At 46.0% G+C, this 20,294-nt stretch carries 12 protein-coding genes; 5 read left to right on the forward strand and 7 right to left on the reverse strand.

Annotated elements, in window-relative coordinates; genetic code table 11:
* Positions 1–2 precede the first annotated feature (2 nt).
* Complete coding sequence (locus tag AC0VYA_RS17315) at positions 3–1,751, reverse strand: ABC transporter transmembrane domain-containing protein (RefSeq protein ID WP_475489090.1); 1,749 nt, start codon at positions 1,749–1,751, stop codon at positions 3–5.
* A 196-nt stretch (positions 1,752–1,947) separates the two neighbouring features.
* Here AC0VYA_RS17315 and AC0VYA_RS17320 point away from each other — a divergent pair, with 196 nt between their 5' ends.
* Both AC0VYA_RS17320 and AC0VYA_RS17325 read left to right on the forward strand, forming a co-directional pair.
* On the forward strand, positions 1,948–3,630 hold the full coding sequence (locus AC0VYA_RS17320; RefSeq protein ID WP_475489091.1) for a phosphoethanolamine transferase: 1,683 nt from the start codon (positions 1,948–1,950) through the stop codon (positions 3,628–3,630).
* Between the two features lie 259 nt (positions 3,631–3,889).
* Positions 3,890–4,807, forward strand: coding sequence for an SGNH/GDSL hydrolase family protein (locus AC0VYA_RS17325; RefSeq protein ID WP_475489092.1), 918 nt, complete (start codon positions 3,890–3,892; stop codon positions 4,805–4,807).
* Between the two features lie 130 nt (positions 4,808–4,937).
* Here the strand turns inward: AC0VYA_RS17325 and AC0VYA_RS17330 are convergent, their stop codons facing one another.
* The 5 genes from AC0VYA_RS17330 to AC0VYA_RS17350 form a co-directional block, all read right to left on the reverse strand.
* Entirely contained in the window at positions 4,938–6,992 is a 2,055-nt protein-coding gene (locus AC0VYA_RS17330; RefSeq protein ID WP_475489093.1) for an EAL domain-containing protein, read from the reverse strand.
* 415 nt (positions 6,993–7,407) lie between these two features.
* Positions 7,408–7,791 carry a diacylglycerol kinase gene (locus tag AC0VYA_RS17335; protein WP_473475703.1) on the reverse strand — a complete coding sequence of 128 codons (384 nt, stop codon included), beginning with the start codon at positions 7,789–7,791 and terminating at the stop codon, positions 7,408–7,410.
* 54 nt (positions 7,792–7,845) lie between these two features.
* Positions 7,846–8,547 (reverse strand): phosphatase PAP2 family protein, encoded by a 702-nt coding sequence (locus tag AC0VYA_RS17340; protein ID WP_475489094.1) that lies wholly within the window; start codon positions 8,545–8,547, stop codon positions 7,846–7,848.
* A 75-nt stretch (positions 8,548–8,622) separates the two neighbouring features.
* Positions 8,623–9,333: a hypothetical protein gene (locus AC0VYA_RS17345; RefSeq protein ID WP_475489095.1), complete on the reverse strand. Its 711-nt coding sequence runs from the start codon at positions 9,331–9,333 to the stop codon at positions 8,623–8,625.
* 242 nt (positions 9,334–9,575) lie between these two features.
* A complete protein-coding gene (locus AC0VYA_RS17350; RefSeq protein ID WP_475489096.1) occupies positions 9,576–10,565 on the reverse strand; it encodes a phosphotransferase in 990 nt (329 codons plus the stop codon).
* A gap of 155 nt (positions 10,566–10,720) precedes the next feature.
* On the opposite strand from AC0VYA_RS17350, the gene AC0VYA_RS17355 reads away from it, so the two are divergent.
* Complete coding sequence (locus AC0VYA_RS17355; protein ID WP_475489097.1) at positions 10,721–11,563, forward strand: DUF2797 domain-containing protein; 843 nt, start codon at positions 10,721–10,723, stop codon at positions 11,561–11,563.
* Positions 11,564–11,719: 156 nt separating this feature from the next.
* Here AC0VYA_RS17355 and AC0VYA_RS17360 read toward each other — a convergent pair whose 3' ends face one another.
* The gene (locus AC0VYA_RS17360) at positions 11,720–14,251 is read right to left on the reverse strand and encodes a TonB-dependent receptor plug domain-containing protein (RefSeq protein ID WP_475489098.1); all 2,532 of its coding nucleotides are present in this window, start codon (positions 14,249–14,251) and stop codon (positions 11,720–11,722) included.
* 660 nt (positions 14,252–14,911) lie between these two features.
* On the opposite strand from AC0VYA_RS17360, the gene sbcD reads away from it, so the two are divergent.
* Together sbcD and AC0VYA_RS17370 are read left to right on the forward strand one after the other, a co-directional pair.
* The gene (gene sbcD / locus AC0VYA_RS17365; RefSeq protein WP_475491088.1) at positions 14,912–16,261 is read left to right on the forward strand and encodes an exonuclease subunit SbcD; all 1,350 of its coding nucleotides are present in this window, start codon (positions 14,912–14,914) and stop codon (positions 16,259–16,261) included.
* A complete protein-coding gene (locus tag AC0VYA_RS17370) occupies positions 16,261–19,959 on the forward strand; it encodes an AAA family ATPase (RefSeq protein WP_475489099.1) in 3,699 nt (1,232 codons plus the stop codon). The genes sbcD and AC0VYA_RS17370 overlap by 1 nt, the downstream gene beginning before the upstream one ends.
* Positions 19,960–20,294 lie beyond the last annotated feature (335 nt).

Consider the following 20,294-nt stretch of genomic DNA (forward strand, 5'->3'; position numbering starts at 1 on the left):
AATTAACTGACCAACTGCAACTCGGCGAATTCCCGATAAAGCGCATTACTGGCGATTAATTCTTGGTGATTACCTATTGCCACTATCTGGCCTTTATCCATCACGACTATGCGATCCGCATTGATTACTGTGGCTAATCGGTGGGCAATAATTAAAGTGGTCTTTTCGCGCATTAGTTCGTCCAGAGCCAGCTTGATAAACTGCTCATTGGCTGCATCCAGTGAACTGGTTGCTTCGTCCAGCAACAAAATAGGTCGATCAGCGAGGATTGCTCTAGCGATAGAGATTCGCTGTTTTTGCCCACCAGATAAACGTACGCCTCGCTCGCCCAAATAAGTTTGATAGCCTTCGGGCAACTGCTCAATAAACTCATCGGCTCTGGCGGCTTTAGCAGCGGCTTGCACGTCTTCATCACTGGCATCCGGTCGTCCGTAGCGAATGTTCTCGGCAACACTGCTAGCAAAAATCACTGACTCTTGAGGTACGAGGGCATATTGTTGGCGCAAAGACTCTAACTCCAGCTCAGCTATATTCACCCCCTCTAAACTAATTTCCCCCGATTGAATATCGTAAAACCGCAGCAACAGTTGGAATAAACTAGATTTGCCAGCGCCGCTTGGGCCGACTAAAGCAATACGCTCGCCAGCTTTTATGTCAAGAGAGATATGCTGTAATGCAGGGCTGTCATCAGCACTAGGATAGCTAAAATTCACATCCGTTAAGGTTAAGTTGCCTTGCACCTTTTTTGCTAACAATTGGGGCGTTTCAGGTTCAAGCACTTCACTCTCGGTATGCAATAACTCCATTAAACGCTCGCTGGCTCCGGCAGCTTTTTGAACTTCCCCTATGACCTCGCTTAACGTGGCGACCGCACCGCCTGCCATAACGGCATAGAACATAAACGCGGTAAGCTCACCGGCGCTAATACTGGCAGTTAACACCTGCTGCGCCCCTAACCAAGCGACTAAGGTAATGGCGGTCATGCTGATACCCATAATCGTGGCCATCATCAAAGCACGAAAGCGAATGCGGCTATTGGCCGCTGTCATCACATCTTCTACCCGACCGGCAAACTTACTTCTGTCGAGATCCTCATGAGAATACGCTTGAACGGTGTGAATTTCATGCAGTGACTCATCCACGTAAGCACCTAAATCTGCCACTCGGTCTTGACTGTTTCTGGCATGCAAACGCACTTTGGCGCCAAAGAAACGAATTGGCAATAATACAATCGGCACAGCAATCAATACGTACAGGGTCAACATGGGGCTGGTGATTAACATCAGCAATAATGCACCAATAAAAGTAATGCTTGCGCGCAGTGCCATTGACAGCCCCATACCCACCACCGACTGCAGCACGGTAGTGTCACTGGTAAAGCGTGAAATTACCTCGCCGGTACGTGTTCTCTCAAAAAATGCGGGGGGTAACGTTAGCAGATGAGAGTACACAGATTGGCGAATATCTGCGCTGACGCGCTCTCCTAGCCAAATCATTAGGTAAAATCGAAAGTACGCTGCAATACTGCCCAGTAGCGCAATACCCACCACCACCAGCATCATTTGATTTAACATGGTAGCGTTATTTGCGACAAAGCCTTCATCGACCACGACCTTCACACCTTGGCCCAATAACAACCAAGAGCCTGAACCAACAATAAGCGCGCTTATGGCACACATTACCTTTGTTTTATAGGGTGCGAGTTGGCCAAATAACCAGCGCATTAGGGTAAGAGTTTTTACAGCTTTCACAGGTGTCCTAATAATGTTGCCAACGCAAAATAAGAGTGACTCAACAATATATTTCACATTCGACTGATACAGATTATTAGGATGTTGGGGCACATTGCTTCATTTTAAATCAGCTCTTTTAAATCACGCCTTAATATTGTGTTAAGCCACCATCCATAAGATTCGCTGCCATCGTGAACCTAGGTATTAATCTGAGATGAATAAAGCGGCCGCCCAAACACCAATACGAAGCGAATGGTTACGGGCTTTTAAAATTCCCCCTCAACTTGTCATGCTGCTCGCAGCGCTATTTGTCACGCTAACGGGCAATCACACCTTTTTCGACCATCTTGAGACAATTTACTCTTGGCAAAATAATGCATTATTCATCTGCTCAGTTGGCGCTATTTTATGGGCATTAACATCTATTGTGTCAATCGTATTAAATTGGTTTATGCCGGTAAAACTAGCGTTATCCATCGTGCTTATTACGGGGGCAATATGCAGCTATTTTACCGATGGTTTTGGCGTTATTTTTGATATCGACATGATGCGTAATATGTTTGCCACTGACACCGGCGAAGCGGCCGATATACTCAACTTTGGTTTGCTTAATCACGTCTTGTTATTTGGAGCGATCCCGATAGTTTTTTTTAATCTGTTGCCACTGAATAAACAACCCAGATTAAAAGACATTAAGCGCCGCTTTTTGATGACGGGGTTTACCTTAGTGATTGGCATAAGCGTTATCGGCGGGAGTTTATTTGCTTTTAGTGGTCAGTATGCGAGCTTTTTTCGTGAACACAAATCCGTGCGTTATTACACGAATCCAATACAACCTATGTATTCATTGGTCGCATTTCTGACGCAAAAGATTCGCTCTGCTGCTTCCAGGCAATTCGTGTTCCAAACGTCCCGTGCTGCCATTCCAGACACAGATTTGCATCGAGAGCTCGTGATTGTGGTTGTCGGTGAAACCGCTCGCGCTGATCACTTCTCAGTCAATGGCTACGAGCGTGAAACCACCCCTTTGTTAGCCAAAGAAACTGATTTAGTCTCTTTCAGCCAAATCAGTAGTTGCGGCACATCCACCGCAGTTTCAGTACCTTGTATGTTTTCCATTCTGGGTCGTGATGACTTTGATGCAGACAACAGCAAAACCACAGAAAATGTGCTAGATATTGTGGCTAAAGCCAATATTAGCGTGCAATGGCGGGACAATAATTCTGATTCAAAAGGGGTCGCAGAGCGCATTCCCTATATAAGTTACAACACTAGCGAAACGAACCCAGTTTGTGATGAAAAGCGGCAACCCAAAGAACAAAAATATAGAGAGTGTCGTGATGAAGGTATGCTTGATGGGCTACAAGAATTTATTAACGGACAAGAGCAAGACATACTCATTGTACTACATCAAATGGGCAGCCACGGCCCTGCATATAGTAAGCGCTACCCGTCAGCATTTGAAAAATTCACGCCAGCATGTCAAACCAGTGAACTATCAATGTGCAGCGACGAAGAAATTATCAATGCTTATGACAATACCATCCTCTACACAGATTACTTTTTAGCAAAAGTCATTGGGTTGTTAAAACGCAACACTCCCCGTTACGAAACAGCCATGATTTACGTCAGCGATCATGGTGAATCTTTAGGTGAAAGCAAGGTCTATTTGCACGGTTTACCCTATATGTTCGCACCCAAAGCGCAAACGCATGTGCCGATAATAGTGTGGGCGGGTGCATCTTCGGATATTGATATTGAAAAAACCCGTGAGTTAAAAGATTCACCTAATTCCCATGATGCATTGGCTCAAGCCATTTTACTAAGCATGGAAGTTGATTCAGACGTAAAGCTCCCCCCTATACCCCCGTTGTTAATAATGAAATCGGATGACTAAAAGGAGCTATTAAGCCGATGCGGACCAGACCATTTTAATCAGTGTCAGTATTTTTTGCACTTGTGGCTGCTTTTCAAACAAAAAATAGCTAACCCTTTGATTTTATTAAGGGGCTCGAAATATGCATAATCGTTTTTCGGCATGAAAACGTCTGTGCACTTTTGGGATGTTCTATGCTGATGCTTATCCCGCTCGGGATACTAACAACAATAAATTATAATTGGCGTTGTGCAGTATAGAAGCGCCCTGAGGTGAAACAATGAACAAACTGACTCTGCCACTGTCCTGTGGATTCAATTATTTACTTAAAAAAACTAGAAGAACACTGTGTGTATCTGGAACATCACTACTGATGTTTGTCAGTTCAACAGCATCCGCCACGCCTATCAGTGATATGTATGTGTTCGGTGATTCGCTTTCTGACACAGGCGCATTTGCTGCACTGGCACCTGGCTTCTGTCCGGATCCACCTTATGCTGATTGCCGGTTCTCAAATGGCCCAGTGTGGGTTGAGCACTTAGCAACTGATTTAGGGGTGTCAGCTACTACCGCTTATGCAGGCGGCACAAATTGGGCCATAGGCGGCCAGCGCAGTGACCAAGTACTAGATGGTCAAATAAACAATTATCTCCGGGCCGCTAGTGACATGGCAGATACCGATGCACTCTATGTTATCTGGGCAGGTGGCAATGATTTTTTGCAAAATGATCCCGTCGGCACCTATACCCCGGGCGATGCAGCGCAAAACATTGTTGACAGTGTGACCACTTTAGCAATGGCGGGGGCTATGAACTTTCTAGTGCCGAATTTACCCATTGCAGCGCCTTGGGCTTTTGAATTTAATGCCGCATTAGCAAATGGTTTAGATGGTATCAGTAGCGGGTTAAGCATCACCCAACTTGATGTGTTCAGCACATTTTTAGATATATCAATGAACCCCGGTGATTATGATCTAACGAACGCATCAGCTCCTTGCGTTGACTCGGCAAATATGACCGTGTGTACGAACCCTGATGAGTACTTACTTTGGGACTCAGTTCACCCTACTGCCGTGGGTCACCAACTTATTGCCTCTGCCGCACTCGCCGCTTTAGCAGTACCTGAGCCCGCCTTACTGGCGCTTTTTGGTTTTGGCATGTTGGCGCTGGTACGCACAAGACGGAAAATGCTCCCTTAATACCACTCAAATAGAAAGCCCTCGTCAGAGGGCTTTCTATTTGAGCTAGAAGCTGTCAATTTAATGCTGTTAGCGCAGCTAATATCCTACCAACGCCGCGTTCATATTAGGTTATTCACTACCAGAATGTTTAGCTTGCCGGATATCTATAATCGATTAAGGCTTGAGCTGGTACCGGTTTACTAAAATAGTAGCCTTGAACTAAGTCGCAGCCGAGTTTATCTAGCAACATAAGTTGCTCATGAGTTTCAACTCCTTCAGCGACGACCTCAAGGTCTAAACTATGCGCCATTGCGATGGTTGCTTTGACTAAATCAAAGTCCTCCTTATTCACAGTGATGCCATCAATAAAGCTGCGGTCTATCTTTAAAATATCAAATGAATAGCGACGCAAATAACTCAGTGAAGAGTACCCTGTACCAAAATCGTCCATCGATAATTTCACACCTAACTGGTGAAGCTCTTCCAGCGCCTCTTCCACATAGGCATTACCAACCATTAATACTCCCTCCGTTATTTCAAACTCCAAATTTTGCGGCGAGATTTCCTCTTTGCTCAATGCCGATAAAATAAAGTTAATTAGCTCTTTGTCCCTAAATTGCCGCGGCGATAAATTGACCGCAATGGTATAGTTTTTATTATGAATACTCGCCCACTCCCGCAAAAACTCTAGAGCTTGTTCAATAACGTATTTACCAATGGGTACAATTAACCCGGTATGTTCAGCAATGGGGATAAATTCGTCAGGCGGCACATTACCCAATATCGGATTACGCCAACGAATTAATGCTTCAGCCCCGATTACGTTTCTATTTTGCACACTAAATTTGGGTTGGTAAAACACCTCAAACTCTTTACGCTGAAGCGCTTGATTGAGCTGCCCTTCGATTTCGAAACGGCGCAACATAATGGCGTTCATTTCTTTTGTGTAAAATGAATACGTATTTCGTCCTGATAATTTAGATTGGTACATGGCAGCATCAGCATGGCGTAATAAATCAGAGGCACTGCTGCCGTTTTCGGGATACGTTACAATGCCAATACTCAAGGTCAGGATCAGCTCCTTACCATCAATTAGAAACGGGTCTCTGAATACCCGAAGTAGGCTTTCGGCCACCTCCTTTGCATCGTTATCACCAGCAAGTGCCCGTAACAACACGATAAATTCGTCCCCCCCTAAGCGCCCTACCGTGTCCGCCTTTCGCAAGGCCAAGGTTAGCTTGTTAGCCGCCTCAACTAGGAGTTTGTCGCCTACTTCGTGGCCTAATGAGTCATTCACTTTCTTAAAGTCGTCTAGATCTAGAAATAGCAGAGCGGCTTTTTCTTTGTTTCTTTGCGCCTCTTTAAGCATTTGCGATAAACGATCCAGAGACAAGAAGCGGTTCGGCAGCAAGGTCAAACTATCGTAATAAGCGTGATGGCGTATCGTTTGAGCCGCCTTATGCTGCTCAGTGATATCGCGAACGATCACTACTATTTGGTTGTACGCCTTAACATGGCTCAGTCTTGCTTCGAAGTAGCGAATACCGTCTGGCAAAGTGAGTTCATATTCAAAGGTAGAAATACCCTCTTGCTCAACCACCCTTTTATTAAATAGCGTATACTTGCGTGCCACCTTGCGTGGAAACAAATCTGTAATGGTGCGTCCGACGCATTCACTTGGCGATGCACCGAGATATTTGTCATCCCCCCCATGAGAATCAATGATGGTGCCGTCTTCTTCCATCAAGAAGAACAAATCAGGGGTGGCCTCAAAGACCGCTTCAAGCATGTTGTCTTTAAATTTTGCTTGCGCTTGGGCTTGTCGTACGTCGGCGAGATCGATATCAATGCAGTACATTTCGTGCTTATTGTGTTCATTTGTGAACAAAACATGGCTCGAAAATACGTTAACATCGCCACCATTTTTATGGCGCAATGTCAGTTCTTCAGCAGGAATTTTAATGCCTTTATTGATCCAATCAGTGTGGGCGGCAATAACGGGTTCACGCATAAAGTCGGGAAAAATGAGATCTTCGAGTTTCTTACCTAACGCTTCTTCTTCGCTATAGCCATAAAGTAACTCGCTGCCCAAATTCCAGTAAATCACATTCCGCTCTTCATCGTATCCTTGAACAGAAAGAGCATCTACCTCGTCAAACAACTGATACACAGCGTCTTTTATGGCTTCTTGATGGACTATCATAGTACTAAATTGACTGCCTCTTGGTTAGTGTAGATAAGCTTTGCCTATCTTTAATAATCAATATCGCGCCTATGAGCAACAGTGCGGGCATGAAGACAGCGCCTGAACTCTTATATGAAGAATAAACGCTAAAGTTGAACTGCGCAATTTAGCAAAGAAGAATTGAGTCTCCGCTTCAAATGCAACTGAAACCCTCCTGAATAAAGGAGAAGTTAAATTACCAAAAAGTATACAGTAATTCCCAAGCTCAAAGGATAACTAAAGTGGTCTAATTTTGAATAAGTATGATAATTAAATAGCAGAAGCTCGATTTATAACAAACCGGATAACGCTCGACGTGTTAATACTGATTTACGGTCAATACTAAATTGGCGTATTTTTATAGTCAGATGTTGGCCACAAAAGGTCTAAAGCCTTACGCGATGTAACGCCAAAGCGCTTCCCCCCAAATCAGACCAACTATGGTCATAGCAATAAACACTCCAGCAGACCCCATGTCCTTCGCTCTCCCAATGAGTGGATGATGTTCAAGAGAAATACTGTCAGCCAATGCTTCTAGTGCAGAATTGACAATTTCAGAAAATAATAAGAACAGTAAACTGATCGTCAGGGCTAACCAGTGCAACGAAGATTGTTTCAACAGAAACGAACAAGGAACGAGAAATGCGCATAGTAATAATTCTTGGCGAAACGCTGATTCATACAACCACGCCGCCTTGAGTCCTTTAAAAGAACATTCAGCGGCTTTTACTATGCGTCTCAGACCGGTGCCGTTCAATTTATTTGATGGAATATGCATACATACCTAACAGTAAAGATGAGAATGTTTTCCCGAATGAATGAGTCATAACCATTATCCAGTTTCGCCCAGTACTGAACGTTTTTTATGATCGAAAAACAGCTTAAGAATGAAAGCGCAAACACACCAACAAACTAAAGCACTAGCAATATCATGAGACATAAAGTGTGCACCGCGCAATTGCTGGGCAAGCCCAAAACACAGACCAAGTAGCATGCCAGGCAGAAACCATAGATTAGCTTTGCCCCTACAGGGCGTCTTTGCGCGCCAAACTTTGGCGGCGAAATAAAGACTAAAAAATGCATAGCCTCCTGACGCGTGTCCTGCGGGGAAACAATGACCAATATCTAATTGAGTGCTAAATATGTCAGTTAAATACACATACTCCCCTTGTCCCCCCAGGCCTTTAATATCCCATGGGCATGGCAAAGTAGTGACTCCTTTTAGCAAGGAAACCGTGCCAATGGCCGCTAAAGTAGAAACACATAAATACACTCCGACTTTACGCTGCCAAGGGAGACCAAAGCCTTTCCAATAATTTACAAAGGTTAGGCTAAGCAATAACAGAATCAATATGCTCACTAGGTAGCGCCCGCCTTTATGAGCGACCGTATCTAACCACCAACTATTTTTTGTTTGCCAACCATCGGTGTAAACATAAAATTTTGCGGATAAATACTGGTCAATACCACCGTACTGACAAGCGAACATCAAGAACAACGGAATACAAAAATACACGATAGAAGCAACACGCACAGAGATAACGTCCTTTATAGTGAGCAACCACCCAAAGGGTATCAGAGAATTATTAACGCAAACTTAGGGCATAAACTATCGGCCGGGCTGCACGGACTCGGGCACTGGATGAGGGGCCTTAGGAGGTTCGCTATTCAATATAGCAAGCACCAAGACAAAGAAGCACAGCACCAAGTTAAACAGTGGAAGTTGCAACGCTGGCGGCATCAAATAAATCAGCAAGACAGAGGGTATCCATACTAACCAATTCGTCACTATCGTAGTGGGTAAGTAGAGTAATAACAGTCGTTTATCCAATAGCTGCATGGTACGACGTACATTGAAATGCGCATCTTTGAATTGATAACAAAGCGTCAGCAGTGGGCATGTGAACAACGCACTAAACACAAACTGGTCGAAAGCGATTTTTTGGATCAGGGTAACGGCATCAGTACCATTGCCAAACAAGGTAATTTGCAAACCATAGAATGCATCTACTAACCAACCCATAAAGGCCCAAAGTAAACAATAAAATGCTAACTGCCGGACAGGCTTAAAATGAATTTGACCGGATAAGCTTAAGTACATAAAAGGCAGTAAGCCGCCGAACACCCCAGTAGACATCACAGCGTAAACCACACCATAGTGCGATTTGAGATCGGCGAAAAAATTAAACACAGGTTCGCTTGCAGGCCAATAGAAAAAGCTTAAACCAATGCCTAATGCTATCAACTGTAAACACATGGCAGGGATGAAGTTTAGTTTTAATGCTCGGCGGATGTTCGAAACCAAAAGAGAATGACTCATAAAAAATAAATGTCTCAAGTATGCATGGTAACTATGCTAAAAATGCGGATGTTAACGTCATCTATCCCAGCTGGACGTACTAACGTAAATTCACGATGTTCAATACTGTAATGATTAGCCCTAACGTACAATCTTAATCATCAATTCCGTAAGCCTGTTAGCGCAAAAAGCAAACTTAAGCCCTATCACTTGGAAGTAGCAAACCGTTTGGCTACGCCAATATAGCGGAATAGCGCGGCTGCTCACGTACACCTATTCAACGCCTTTGCCGTCTGCCCTTGCATAAATTCGTTTATTTTCACATGCTCCGGGCTCCAGCCGAGCAAAAAACGATGAAAGTCAGCCCATACAAGTGGTATCAACCCTCGCCACTCTTGCTCTAGCTCTTCAACCCAGCGCTTTTGGACCCCTCGTGTATCTGAAGAAAGAATCGCCGCTCTAAACTGCGCAAAATAATAATCAATATAACTATCGTGTTTTTCGAATAGCACAGGGCCAGTCACACAACTGCCTAAGAAATACATCACATCCTTGATGCCTATTCCCCTGCCTACGTACTGAAAGTCCACTGCGGCAACGGTTTCACTAGCGCTAAAGCAAAAGTTCGCTAGTTTTGCATCGCCATGCAACAGTGTTTGAAAACGCGCATTGTTCAGTGCCTCATCAATACGCTGGGCATTGTCCTTGAGCTCGCCCTGCGGCATTACGCCAAACTCAGCTTGGCGAGTAGCCAAATACCAGTAACAACCAACGGGCCACAATGTCGATGTGTCTATGTTGATAAAACGCGCGTGAAAATGCGCTAACCAACTCAGCACTGTTTTAATTTGCGTTTCCGTAGCCCGTGCATATACCAAATCAAAACCACTACTTTTCAGGTCCTCCATGATCAAGGTTTGCGTCTCTGGGTGGTTCGTTGATTTAATCAACCCGATAAACTGCGGTACATAACACGTCTCATCACAACGCCCAGCGAAAAATTGGTAAAACTCGGCTTCTACTTGGTAGGAGCGCACTTTACGTTGGTGCCCCACCTCACTGTGCCACCCTCGAGGATGGTGCACCTTGGAGGGCGGCGCGACATGCTTCACAATCACGCTCTTGCCTAGCTTAGGGCTATCGTAACGGGCAATCTCACCGTACTCGCTCCACAAATTCTGCAGTAGCTCGCGTTTTTCAAGCTTAGGGTCGTCAAAGTACTCGCGTAATCTAGTCAATAATTGAGTTTGCATGGGCGCCTTGCTAGCAAGTAACACGGTGAATCAAGATAGATCCTCATTTTGCCCTATGGTTACTTTGGCAATCAAGGCTTTAGGCTGTCACAATAGCGAGCTGTTAACGCCCTACCGTTATTCGGCGTCAATTTCGTACACAGGACCAGAACAACATGACCATTTACCAAGGTAATATTCGCAAAATGCGCGTATCCACCGATGCTGAGCATCTTGCCCAATATCAATTGCCCATAGGCGAGCAACTCATTGATATGAACCCGCTGATCGGTAAAGCGCTTAACGTCAGTTTCGATAACCAGATCAACTGCGTGCATTGCCAAGCAAAAACCAAGAAAAGCTTCAATCAAGGCTACTGTTACCGCTGCCTAACGACGTTGGCACAGTGCGACACCTGTATTATCAAGCCTGAACTTTGCCATTATGACGCCGGCACCTGCCGTGAACCTAGCTGGGGCGAAGCAAATTGCCTGTCAGATCATTACGTATATCTAGCCAATACGGGGACGATTAAAGTGGGGATTACTCGTCATGTCAGCGATGCAGTATCAAGTCGCTGGCTCGACCAAGGTGCCACTCAGGCGATGGCCATCATGAGAGTGCAAAACCGCCTAACAAGTGGTTTAGTCGAAACTGCCATGAAAGAGTTTATTGCGGATAAAACCAATTGGCGCACCATGCTTAAAAGCCAACCTGACACTGCCGATTTACAGCAATTAAAAGAAGATCTCATCACCGAAATAGAAGATCAATTAGACGAAATTACCGAAGAGTATGGTTTTCAAGCCATCGATATTCTTGATTTACCCGCGGTTGATATTCATTACCCAGTGGACCAATATCCAGAAAAAGTAAAGTCCATCAATCTAGACAAAGAACTGTCTTTCAGTGGCGTACTACAAGGCATTAAAGGCCAATACTTGATGTTAGATGGGGATCGCGTGATCAACATGCGTAAGTATTCCGGTTACCACCTAAGTGTTGAAACCCCTGAGTAATCGCATTTAGCACGGCGCTTTAAAACCTTAGCCAAGCGTTTAAATGACATAAAAAATCGGGCGCAGTTTGCACTGAGCCCGATACAAATAGTCTACTTCATTATTGCTTGCCCTAAATGCTTGTTTCCAAGCTAAGGTCGCTTTTACAGCGCAATATTAGAACGTGACAGATACCTTACCGTAAACAAAACGGCCTGAGAAACCAAACGGTGAAAACCCTGAATAAGGGAATAAGCGTGAGAACGTACCCACATCTTCCACCAATTCACGGGTAGTATCAGGGTAAACATCAAATAAGTTGTTCGCCCCTAATGTTAGCGTTAGGTTGTCTGTTACGTCATAACCAACGTCCAAATCTGTGACCCATTTTTCGGGCAATACTTCATTGGTAGCTGGGTCACTTGATGGCTCTTGCGTTTCACCGTAGCGTGTTGTGCGCAGTGTTGCGTGCCACTCATCCATGGTCCACACTGCACTTAAGTTGAGCTTGGTTTTGGGTGAGCCCACTTCAAAACGGCGCAATTCAACATCCGAGAACAAGTTGCCTTGATCCACGCCAGCACCAGCAAGTACCGCAGGTGGGTCGATGATGTCAGTCACTTCATTTTTGTTGTAGTTAAAGCCCGCATTAAAGGCCACATCACCCCAGTTTTGAATGTCAGTATTGTACGACGCCACCACATCAACCCCTGATGTTTCGCTGTCAATGGCATTCAAGAAGAAGCGCGCACGGTTTGCCCCCGTACCTGCTAGTAAGGTTTCAATTCCCTCACCGGACAAGTTATTGGACAACACAATACGATCGTCAATTTTGATATTGTAGTAATCTACTGACACACTGAAGTTTGAATCTGGTGACCAAGTAATACCCGCGCCGTAGTTCACCGCCTCTTCAGCATCCAATCCAGGTGAGCCTAACGCTTTTGCCACATCACTGTTGGGTGCAAACGTGCCAGTTTCAGTTGGTTCACCGTCTACAAATACCGTCGCGATAGAAGTGAAATACTGCTGCTGCAACGATGGCGCTCTAAAGCCAGTGGATATTGACGCCCGCAGAGCTATTTCTTCTGTCAGCGTGTAACGGGTGGCAAACTTGCCGTTTACCGTTGAGCCAAAGTCAGAATAATCTTCATAACGAGCAGCTACAGTCACATTCCAGTTGTCCGTGATATAGGCTTCTAAATCCACGTATAAACTGACGTTGTGACGACTGTTGTCACCGGCTGATTCGGGGGTAAAGCCAGGAAATACCTGTGAGCCCGCAGAGCCACCAAAGGTACCTTGAACATAAGACGCTTCTTCACCGGCTTCAATTTCGTAGCCTTCACGGCGATATTCAGCACCTACCGCCACGTTGACGCCACTGGCTAGGCCAGACACATCAATTTCGCGGCTAAGGTCTAGGTTAATGGTCAGTTGGTCGTAAATCAGCGTACCGGCATCAAACACCGTTTGGCTCGTTGGCCCTAGTGAGGTGTTTAAGCTGTTTTTCACGCCGAACTCAAACTCATCTTCACCGTATACGGCAGAGAGATCGTAGTTCCAATCACTCATAAACCCTTTTACACCCGTGGCAAATGAATAATCATTGATGTCAGAGGTTATAATAGGTAAGAAGCCATCGGGGTAAATAGCTTCGATGTTGCGGCTGTCTTGGGCACGGCGATAAAAACCTCCACCTTCCCCTTCACGGGTGCTGTACGAACCAAATGAATATATTTCTGCGTTCTCGTTTAGCTCAAAGCCCGCGTTATAAAACACCGCCATGTCTTCAACATCGCCATTGCCAAAGTTATGATTGTAGCGATCCCATGTGAGTTCGCGGGGATCTAACGAGCCATCTTCTAAACGCGAATAGTTTTCTCGTTGATCATAATCAGAGCGATTACTGGCGCTGCGATCACGAAATTCAGCTGACAGGTTAAAGAAACCGTCATCCCCTAGCGCAAACCCCATGTTGGCACGCATGGTAGCGGTTTGACCATCGGTTAATTCGCGATCGCCACCTTCGGTAAAGGCAAGATCGCCGTTATCATCAATGCCGACGTCTTTTAAATCAGGCACACCATCCATGGTCGTTACGTTCGCACCGTACGTGACTGACGCCGAGCCACCGCTGCTGGCACTTTTCAATACAATGTTGATAACCCCCGCAATCGCATCAGAGCCATATTGCGCTGCTGCGCCATCGCGTAATACTTCGATACGCTCAATGGCGTTAGCAGGGATCGCATTTAAGTCAACCGCTGACGAACCACGCCCGGTGGAGCCATTAAGGTTAAGCAGCGCGTTTGAATGGCGACGCTTACCGTTTACCAATACTAGCGTGTGATCCGGCGCTAAACCGCGCAGTTGTGCGGGTCGAACGTGGTCGGTGCCATCGGTCAATGACGGTTGAGGAAAGTTAAAACTTGGCAACAAGTTGCCCAGAATCATATTGGTTTCAGTTTGCCCAGTAGTGCTAAGTGAATCGGCACCAATGATGTCGATAGGCACTGGGCTATCTTCAACCGTGCGCCCTAATCGACGTGAACCGATAACACTGATTGTTTCTAAATCATCTGCAGCTTCAGTCGTTTGCTCCTGAGCGTAAGCGTTTGCTCCGCTCAAAATTGCAGATGATGCACTCATCATTAATGCGACTTTTAACCACTGATCTTTGGCTTTGAAGGTATGTGTTTTTTTCATTGTGTTGCATGTCCCAATGTCAATGTGGAGTAATCAACACTGCACCGTCTTCTGTTATTGCTTTCTGTCCGGCCAGAAGTACGATTTATTATTGTTTTTATCACAGGTGATGTGGTTGCCCAGTTGCCTAGGCTGCAACACTATTAACACGAAAATCACTCCACGGTGCACTTCCACATACTTGGTTACAAATTTAGAGAAAAATATTGATAAACTAAGCATCAGAATCAAAGACTTAACGTCTTTGAAAAGAAGTAAAATAGCTATTAAACACCCCGAACGTCGGCCAAATACCAACACCTGCTGCAAACAGGTTTTGTTTTCAATCTTGTCATCAATCGTGTCGGTGCTCACAGAATGGCAACGCTGTGCAAAAGAAGAGTTTTACTGCTTTTTTACTTGCTCTCTTTTTTACTCTCCTTTTTGCTCTCTTTCCTACTCATCTAGTGTGAACATCTACCTTGCTAAGCACTGATGCAGTACACTTATATCGGATATCGGATATCGCATATCGCATATCGCATATCGCATATCGCATATCGCATATCGCATATCAAAGCTTTATCCCGCACTGTGTATCAGTGGGCGGTATCAGTAAACTGCTGCAGTAACCTGACGCGCTGCAATTTGTCATTCGTAAAACCACAAAGGACTTGGCATATCAAAATTCTACACACCTCTGATTGGCACCTAGGGCAAAACTTTTTCACTAAAAGTCGCAAAGACGAACATCAAGCCTTTTTAGACTGGTTACTTAACGTGATCCAAGTACAAAAAATTAATGCTGTTATTGTCGCGGGAGATATTTTTGATACCGGCACGCCGCCAAGCTATGCCCGTCAAATGTACAATCAGTTTGTGGTGGAACTAAGCAAGCTCAGCTGCACCTTAGTGGTATTAGGGGGCAATCACGATTCTGTATCAACCCTAAATGAATCTAAGCAGTTACTCGCCTGCCTGCACACCCATGTTATAGCCAACTCCACGGATAACTTGGAGCAACAAGTCATCGAACTATCTGACGCTACAGGCCGTGTAGGCGCTATATTGTGCGCTATTCCGTTTATTCGCCCTCGTGACGTGCTACAAAGCCGAGCAGGTGAAACCAGCGAAGACAAAAAGCTTGCCCTAAGCGATGCCATAAAAGCCCATTACGCCAGCATTTTTCAGCTTGCCGTTGAACGTCGTAATCAACTTGCCGATAATGGCAATGGCAATGCAGTTCAAGGTAATCGCAACGTCAGCAGCACGAGCGTTCATATTCCTATTATTGCCACTGGGCATTTAACGGCATTAGGGGTAAGTCAATCGGAATCCGTGCGAGAAATTTACATCGGCACATTAGACGGCTTTGCGGCTGATGGTTTCCCCCCAGCGGATTATATTGCTCTTGGCCATATTCACCGACCGCAAATGGTCGCTAAATCTGAGCACATCCGTTACAGCGGCTCGCCTATCCCCCTGAGTTTTGACGAGCTTAAATCACAGAAACAAGTGGTGATCGTAGCGTTTGACCAGCAAGGTCAGCGCACCATCGCCCCGTTGGATATTCCGATGTTTCAACCTATGGCCATGCTCAAAGGGGATTTGGAGAGCATAAAAACGCAACTGACAGCGTTTCCCCTTCTCACGGAAAGAACTAGCGCTGAGGATGACGGCCAAGCTAACAATCCCAGCAAACCGCAAGTGCCCACCTCAGTAAAGCCCACTTGGCTGTGCATTCATGTTGACGTGCAAGACTACTTAAGCGATTTACAGCAAAGCATTCAAACCTTGACCGAGGGGCGCAATGTGGAAGTGCTGCAATTACGTCGCACCCGCACCAAAGCAAGCCAAGGGTTAAACCAAGTTAACAACGAAACACTGGCAGAGCTAACCCCCTTCGATGTGTTTGAAAAGCGCCTCGCCCTTGAACATTTTGAAGGAGAGCAAGACCAAACTCGCTTAACGAAAATTCGCCATACCTTTAGTGAAATAGTGGAAGAAGTGCGCCATCAGGAGGCTAAATAATGAAGATACTTAGCCTGCAATTTAGCAACCTCAACTCATTAAAAGGCCAATGGAAAATAGACTTTCGCCAAGCGCCTTTTGCCGATAACGGTGTGTTCGCTATCACCGGCCCTACTGGAGCAGGCAAAACCACCTTGCTGGATGCCATTTGCTTAGCGCTCTACCATGAAACCCCGCGCTTAGGGGCGCTGTCGGCCAATAACAACGAGATCATGACCCGAGGCACGGCCGAATGCAGTGCCGAAGTGGAATTTGAAGTAAAAGGCGTAGCCTATCGCGCCTTTTGGAGTATGAGGCGCTCACACGGCAAGCCAGACGGTAAGCTGCAAGCGGCGGTGGTGGAGCTAGGAGACGTTGCCACCGAAAAAGTGCTGGCTAGCCAAATTAAGAAAAAGTCTGAGCTGATAGAGCAAATCACCGGGCTTGATTTCGGTCGTTTTACTAAATCCATGATGCTCTCTCAAGGGGAGTTTGCGGCGTTTTTAAATGCTGACGAAAAACAGCGCGCCGAGCTATTAGAAGAACTCACAGGCACTGAAATTTACGGCTTGATCTCTGAACGCGTACATCAACATTACAGCCAAGCGAAACAACAGTTAGCCGAGCTTGAAGCCCAAGCCAAAGGGGTACAGTTGCTAAGCGAAGATCAAAAGCAAGCCTTAATGGATGAACAGCAAGACTTACATGGGCAGCAAAAAGAGCGCCAAATACACATAAGTGCTAAACAAGAGCATGTGAACTGGTGGCAACAACTTGACTCCGCTCAAAGTGCACAACAGCAAGCCACACTGCAGCTGACCCAAGCTCAACACGAAAAAGAGCAGCAAAAAGAGGCCTTACAACGACTGGCCAACAGCCACCCGAGTGAAGCGCTGCGAGCGCCGTTTGAGTTATTAACCGACGCTCAAGCCCAGTGCATCAACGACGAAAAGGCCTTGAATCAAAGCCAGCAGCAACTGCAAACAAGTGACGCTAGCTTAGCGCAAAGTAAAACCGTAAGTGTGGCAGTGAGTAATGAATTTCAGGCAATCAAGGCGGCATATCACGCACAAGAAACCTTGCTCAACGAAGAGGTTATTCCCCTAGATAACGAAATACGTCAACACCAAGACCAGCTCACCCAAACCAACGCGCAACACGCTCAGTTGAGTACAAAACATGCACAGCTTGTGCAAGATGTTGAAAACACCCAGGCGGGGATTAATAGTCAGCAGCAATCGTTAAAACAAGCCAATGACTACTTAACCGCTCGTCCCTCTGATGAAGCACTGAAACAGTATTTAGGTCAGTGGCAGTTGCAAGCGCAACAAATCAAAAAAGAACAAACGAGTTATCAGCAACTGGCTGAAAAGTGTAAACAAGAACAAAGGCAATTACACCTAGCCCAGCAAGACGCTCAGCTTAACCAGCAGCAACATGAAAAAATTAATCAACAAACCCGTGAATTGGAAAACGAGTTTCAGCAACAAACCAAACTGTTATCCAAGCTTGAAGAGCATGGCGCGCTTGACACCCAAGAGCGGCAGCTCAGTACATTACAAAGCTTAACGCCGTCACTATTGGCGTTAAAAAACACTCAGCAACAATGGCAACAGCAAACCCAAGAGCTAACCGAAAAACAGACTCAGCTCGCTGATAACCTAGCGCAACAAAAAAACCTGAGCAATGAACGAGAAGTTATAAAACGTCAGTATTTGGCCAAAAGCCAGCAAGTGAAACTGCTTAGCCAACTTATCAGCCAAGAAGAGCAGTTAATTCACTTTCGCGCTGCCCTAAAAGATGAACACCCCTGCCCTTTGTGCGGCGCCAAAGAGCACCCGCTGGCATCTGAAATGGCGGTGGATATTCCTGATACCGTTACGCAAAAACAACAACAGGAAAGCGAACTGGCCCAGTTAGAAGAGCAAGGCAAAGAAATACGCGCAAAACTAGATGCCTTTCTGCGCGGTGAAACCGACCTGAGGCAACGTATCGATTGGCTCAGTACCCAACAAGCACAATTAAGCCAAGCATGGCCTGAGATGTGCCAAGCCCTAAGCCCGTTATCTGATCAACAAACTAACCTGCAACTTACTATTGATAATGCTGACTCGCTGATAGCCATTGAAAATCAATTCAACCAGCAAATTCAGCAGTTACAAAAGCAGATAGAAAAGTTAAAAACGCAAGCTCGTACTTTGTTAGTCAGCAAAGAAAAATGGCAACACAGTCAAAGCCAGAGTCAAAGTGCTAGCTCAGCCTTATTGCTGGCGCAGCAGTCAGCGAAAAACCTAGAAAACAGTGTGCAAAATCGCAGCAACGACATGCAACAGGCCGGTGAGACATTAACTTCATTGAGCCAAAGCTTGTTAGCGCATATTCAGCAACACGGCTATACCCCACCCGAGGCAGGTAATCTGCTTCAATGGCTAACGAGCAAAGAACAAGACGCCAAGCAGTGGGAACACCACGCCAATCAGCGCAATGAGGCGACGGTGCAAATAGACAAACTCACCAGCGCCCAGCAACATAAGCTCAGCCTATCAGGCGACATCAAGAGTCAGCTAACCGCTATTGAGCAGCAACGCCAAACGTTACGCGCACAACTTGAGAGCCTAAGTACTAAACGCTTTGGCTTGTTTGCTGATAAATCGGTTAAAACAGAGCGCGAGACATTAAGCGAAACGCTGCGCGCATTAGAAGCGCGCCACGAACACGCTCAGCAGCAAATGCGCCAAAAAGAGCAGGAACACAATACCCATTTAGCTAACGTACAAAACGCCCAAACCCAGCTACAGCAAAACCAAACCCGCCTACAATCGCGGCAAAACGAATGGCAAACCAAGCTCCTAGCCAGCCCCTTTGCCGACCAGCAAGCCTTTGAAGCCGCCTTACTTGATGAAGCCACCCGAGCGACATTACAAACACTCAAACAAACCCTGGACGACAACCTAGCAAAATATCAGGCTTTGCTTGAGCAAGCTAGCACCCAAGTCAAAACGCTGTTGGCACACAACAATGCCACCCAGTGGCAACAACAAACGCGCGATGCGGTTATTGAAGCCTTAAATGCCCTGACCGAAGAGCAACACAAGGGGAACAAGCGTGAAGGTGAAATCAGCCAAGCGTTGAATTTCGATAAACAGCGCAGCAGCGAACAACAAAATCTATTTAGTCAAATTGAATTACAGCGCAGTGAATTTGAACATATCCATTATCTGCATTCGTTGATTGGCTCCCAAAAAGGGGACAAGTTCCGCACGTTCGCCCAAGGCCTCACCCTTGATAATTTGATGTACCTGGCCAATAAACAACTAGAGCGCTTGCACGGCCGGTATTTACTCAAGCGCAAAGCCGATGCCAGTTTAGCCCTTAGCGTGATTGATACCTGGCAAGGGGATATTCAGCGCGACACTAAGACCCTCAGCGGCGGCGAAAGCTTCTTGGTCAGCTTAGCACTGGCACTGGCGCTATCAGAACTGGTCAGTCACAAGACCAGCATCGACTCCCTGTTTTTAGACGAAGGTTTTGGCACCCTAGACAGTGAAACACTGGATATAGCCTTGGATGCACTGGATAACCTGCACGCCTCGGGCAAAATGATTGGGGTCATCAGTCATGTTGAAGCCATGAAAGAGCGCATCGTAGCGCAATTGGCAGTGACCAAGAAAAGTGGATTAGGGGTGAGTGAGCTTGATAAGCGTTACGCTGTGCGTTAAGCAAACGCGTTGCTTGTTTATGTGCTGCGCACACTGAGATTACGCTGCGCTTAATTATGGCCTTCGGCCACAGGGCACAGCTTCGCTGCGTTACGCACTGCGTGCACCAAGCAATCGCGTTGCTCACTATGCGCTTCGCTTATCGTCATCCATGACGAGTATGACTCTCGTCCCTACGAGCCAGTAACTTCTTTTCAACAGCCAAAAGAAGTCACCAAGAAAGGCCGCCCTCCGGCAAGTCACTCATCCTTGCGCGTCTCGCCTAGCACTGGTCGTGAAAATGCGTTCCCGACGCGGCTTTCACTTGAATGACATCCATGTCATTAATCCAGTGT

The organism is Paraglaciecola sp. QJM3NY_14 (assembly GCF_056173245.1).

Excerpts from the sequence above, each read along its gene's own strand:
- AC0VYA_RS17330 (WP_475489093.1), bottom strand. The coding sequence starts at position 6,992 with ATGATAGTCCATCAAGAAGCCATAAAAGACGCTGTGTATCAGTTGTTT.
- AC0VYA_RS17320 (WP_475489091.1), top strand. The coding sequence starts at position 1,948 with ATGAATAAAGCGGCCGCCCAAACACCAATACGAAGCGAATGGTTACGG.
- AC0VYA_RS17325 (WP_475489092.1), top strand. The coding sequence starts at position 3,890 with ATGAACAAACTGACTCTGCCACTGTCCTGTGGATTCAATTATTTACTT.
- AC0VYA_RS17355 (WP_475489097.1), top strand. The coding sequence starts at position 10,721 with ATGACCATTTACCAAGGTAATATTCGCAAAATGCGCGTATCCACCGAT.
- AC0VYA_RS17350 (WP_475489096.1), bottom strand. The coding sequence starts at position 10,565 with ATGCAAACTCAATTATTGACTAGATTACGCGAGTACTTTGACGACCCT.
- AC0VYA_RS17360 (WP_475489098.1), bottom strand. The coding sequence starts at position 14,251 with ATGAAAAAAACACATACCTTCAAAGCCAAAGATCAGTGGTTAAAAGTC.
- AC0VYA_RS17370 (WP_475489099.1), top strand. The coding sequence starts at position 16,261 with ATGAAGATACTTAGCCTGCAATTTAGCAACCTCAACTCATTAAAAGGC.
- AC0VYA_RS17335 (WP_473475703.1), bottom strand. The coding sequence starts at position 7,791 with ATGCATATTCCATCAAATAAATTGAACGGCACCGGTCTGAGACGCATA.
- AC0VYA_RS17345 (WP_475489095.1), bottom strand. The coding sequence starts at position 9,333 with ATGAGTCATTCTCTTTTGGTTTCGAACATCCGCCGAGCATTAAAACTA.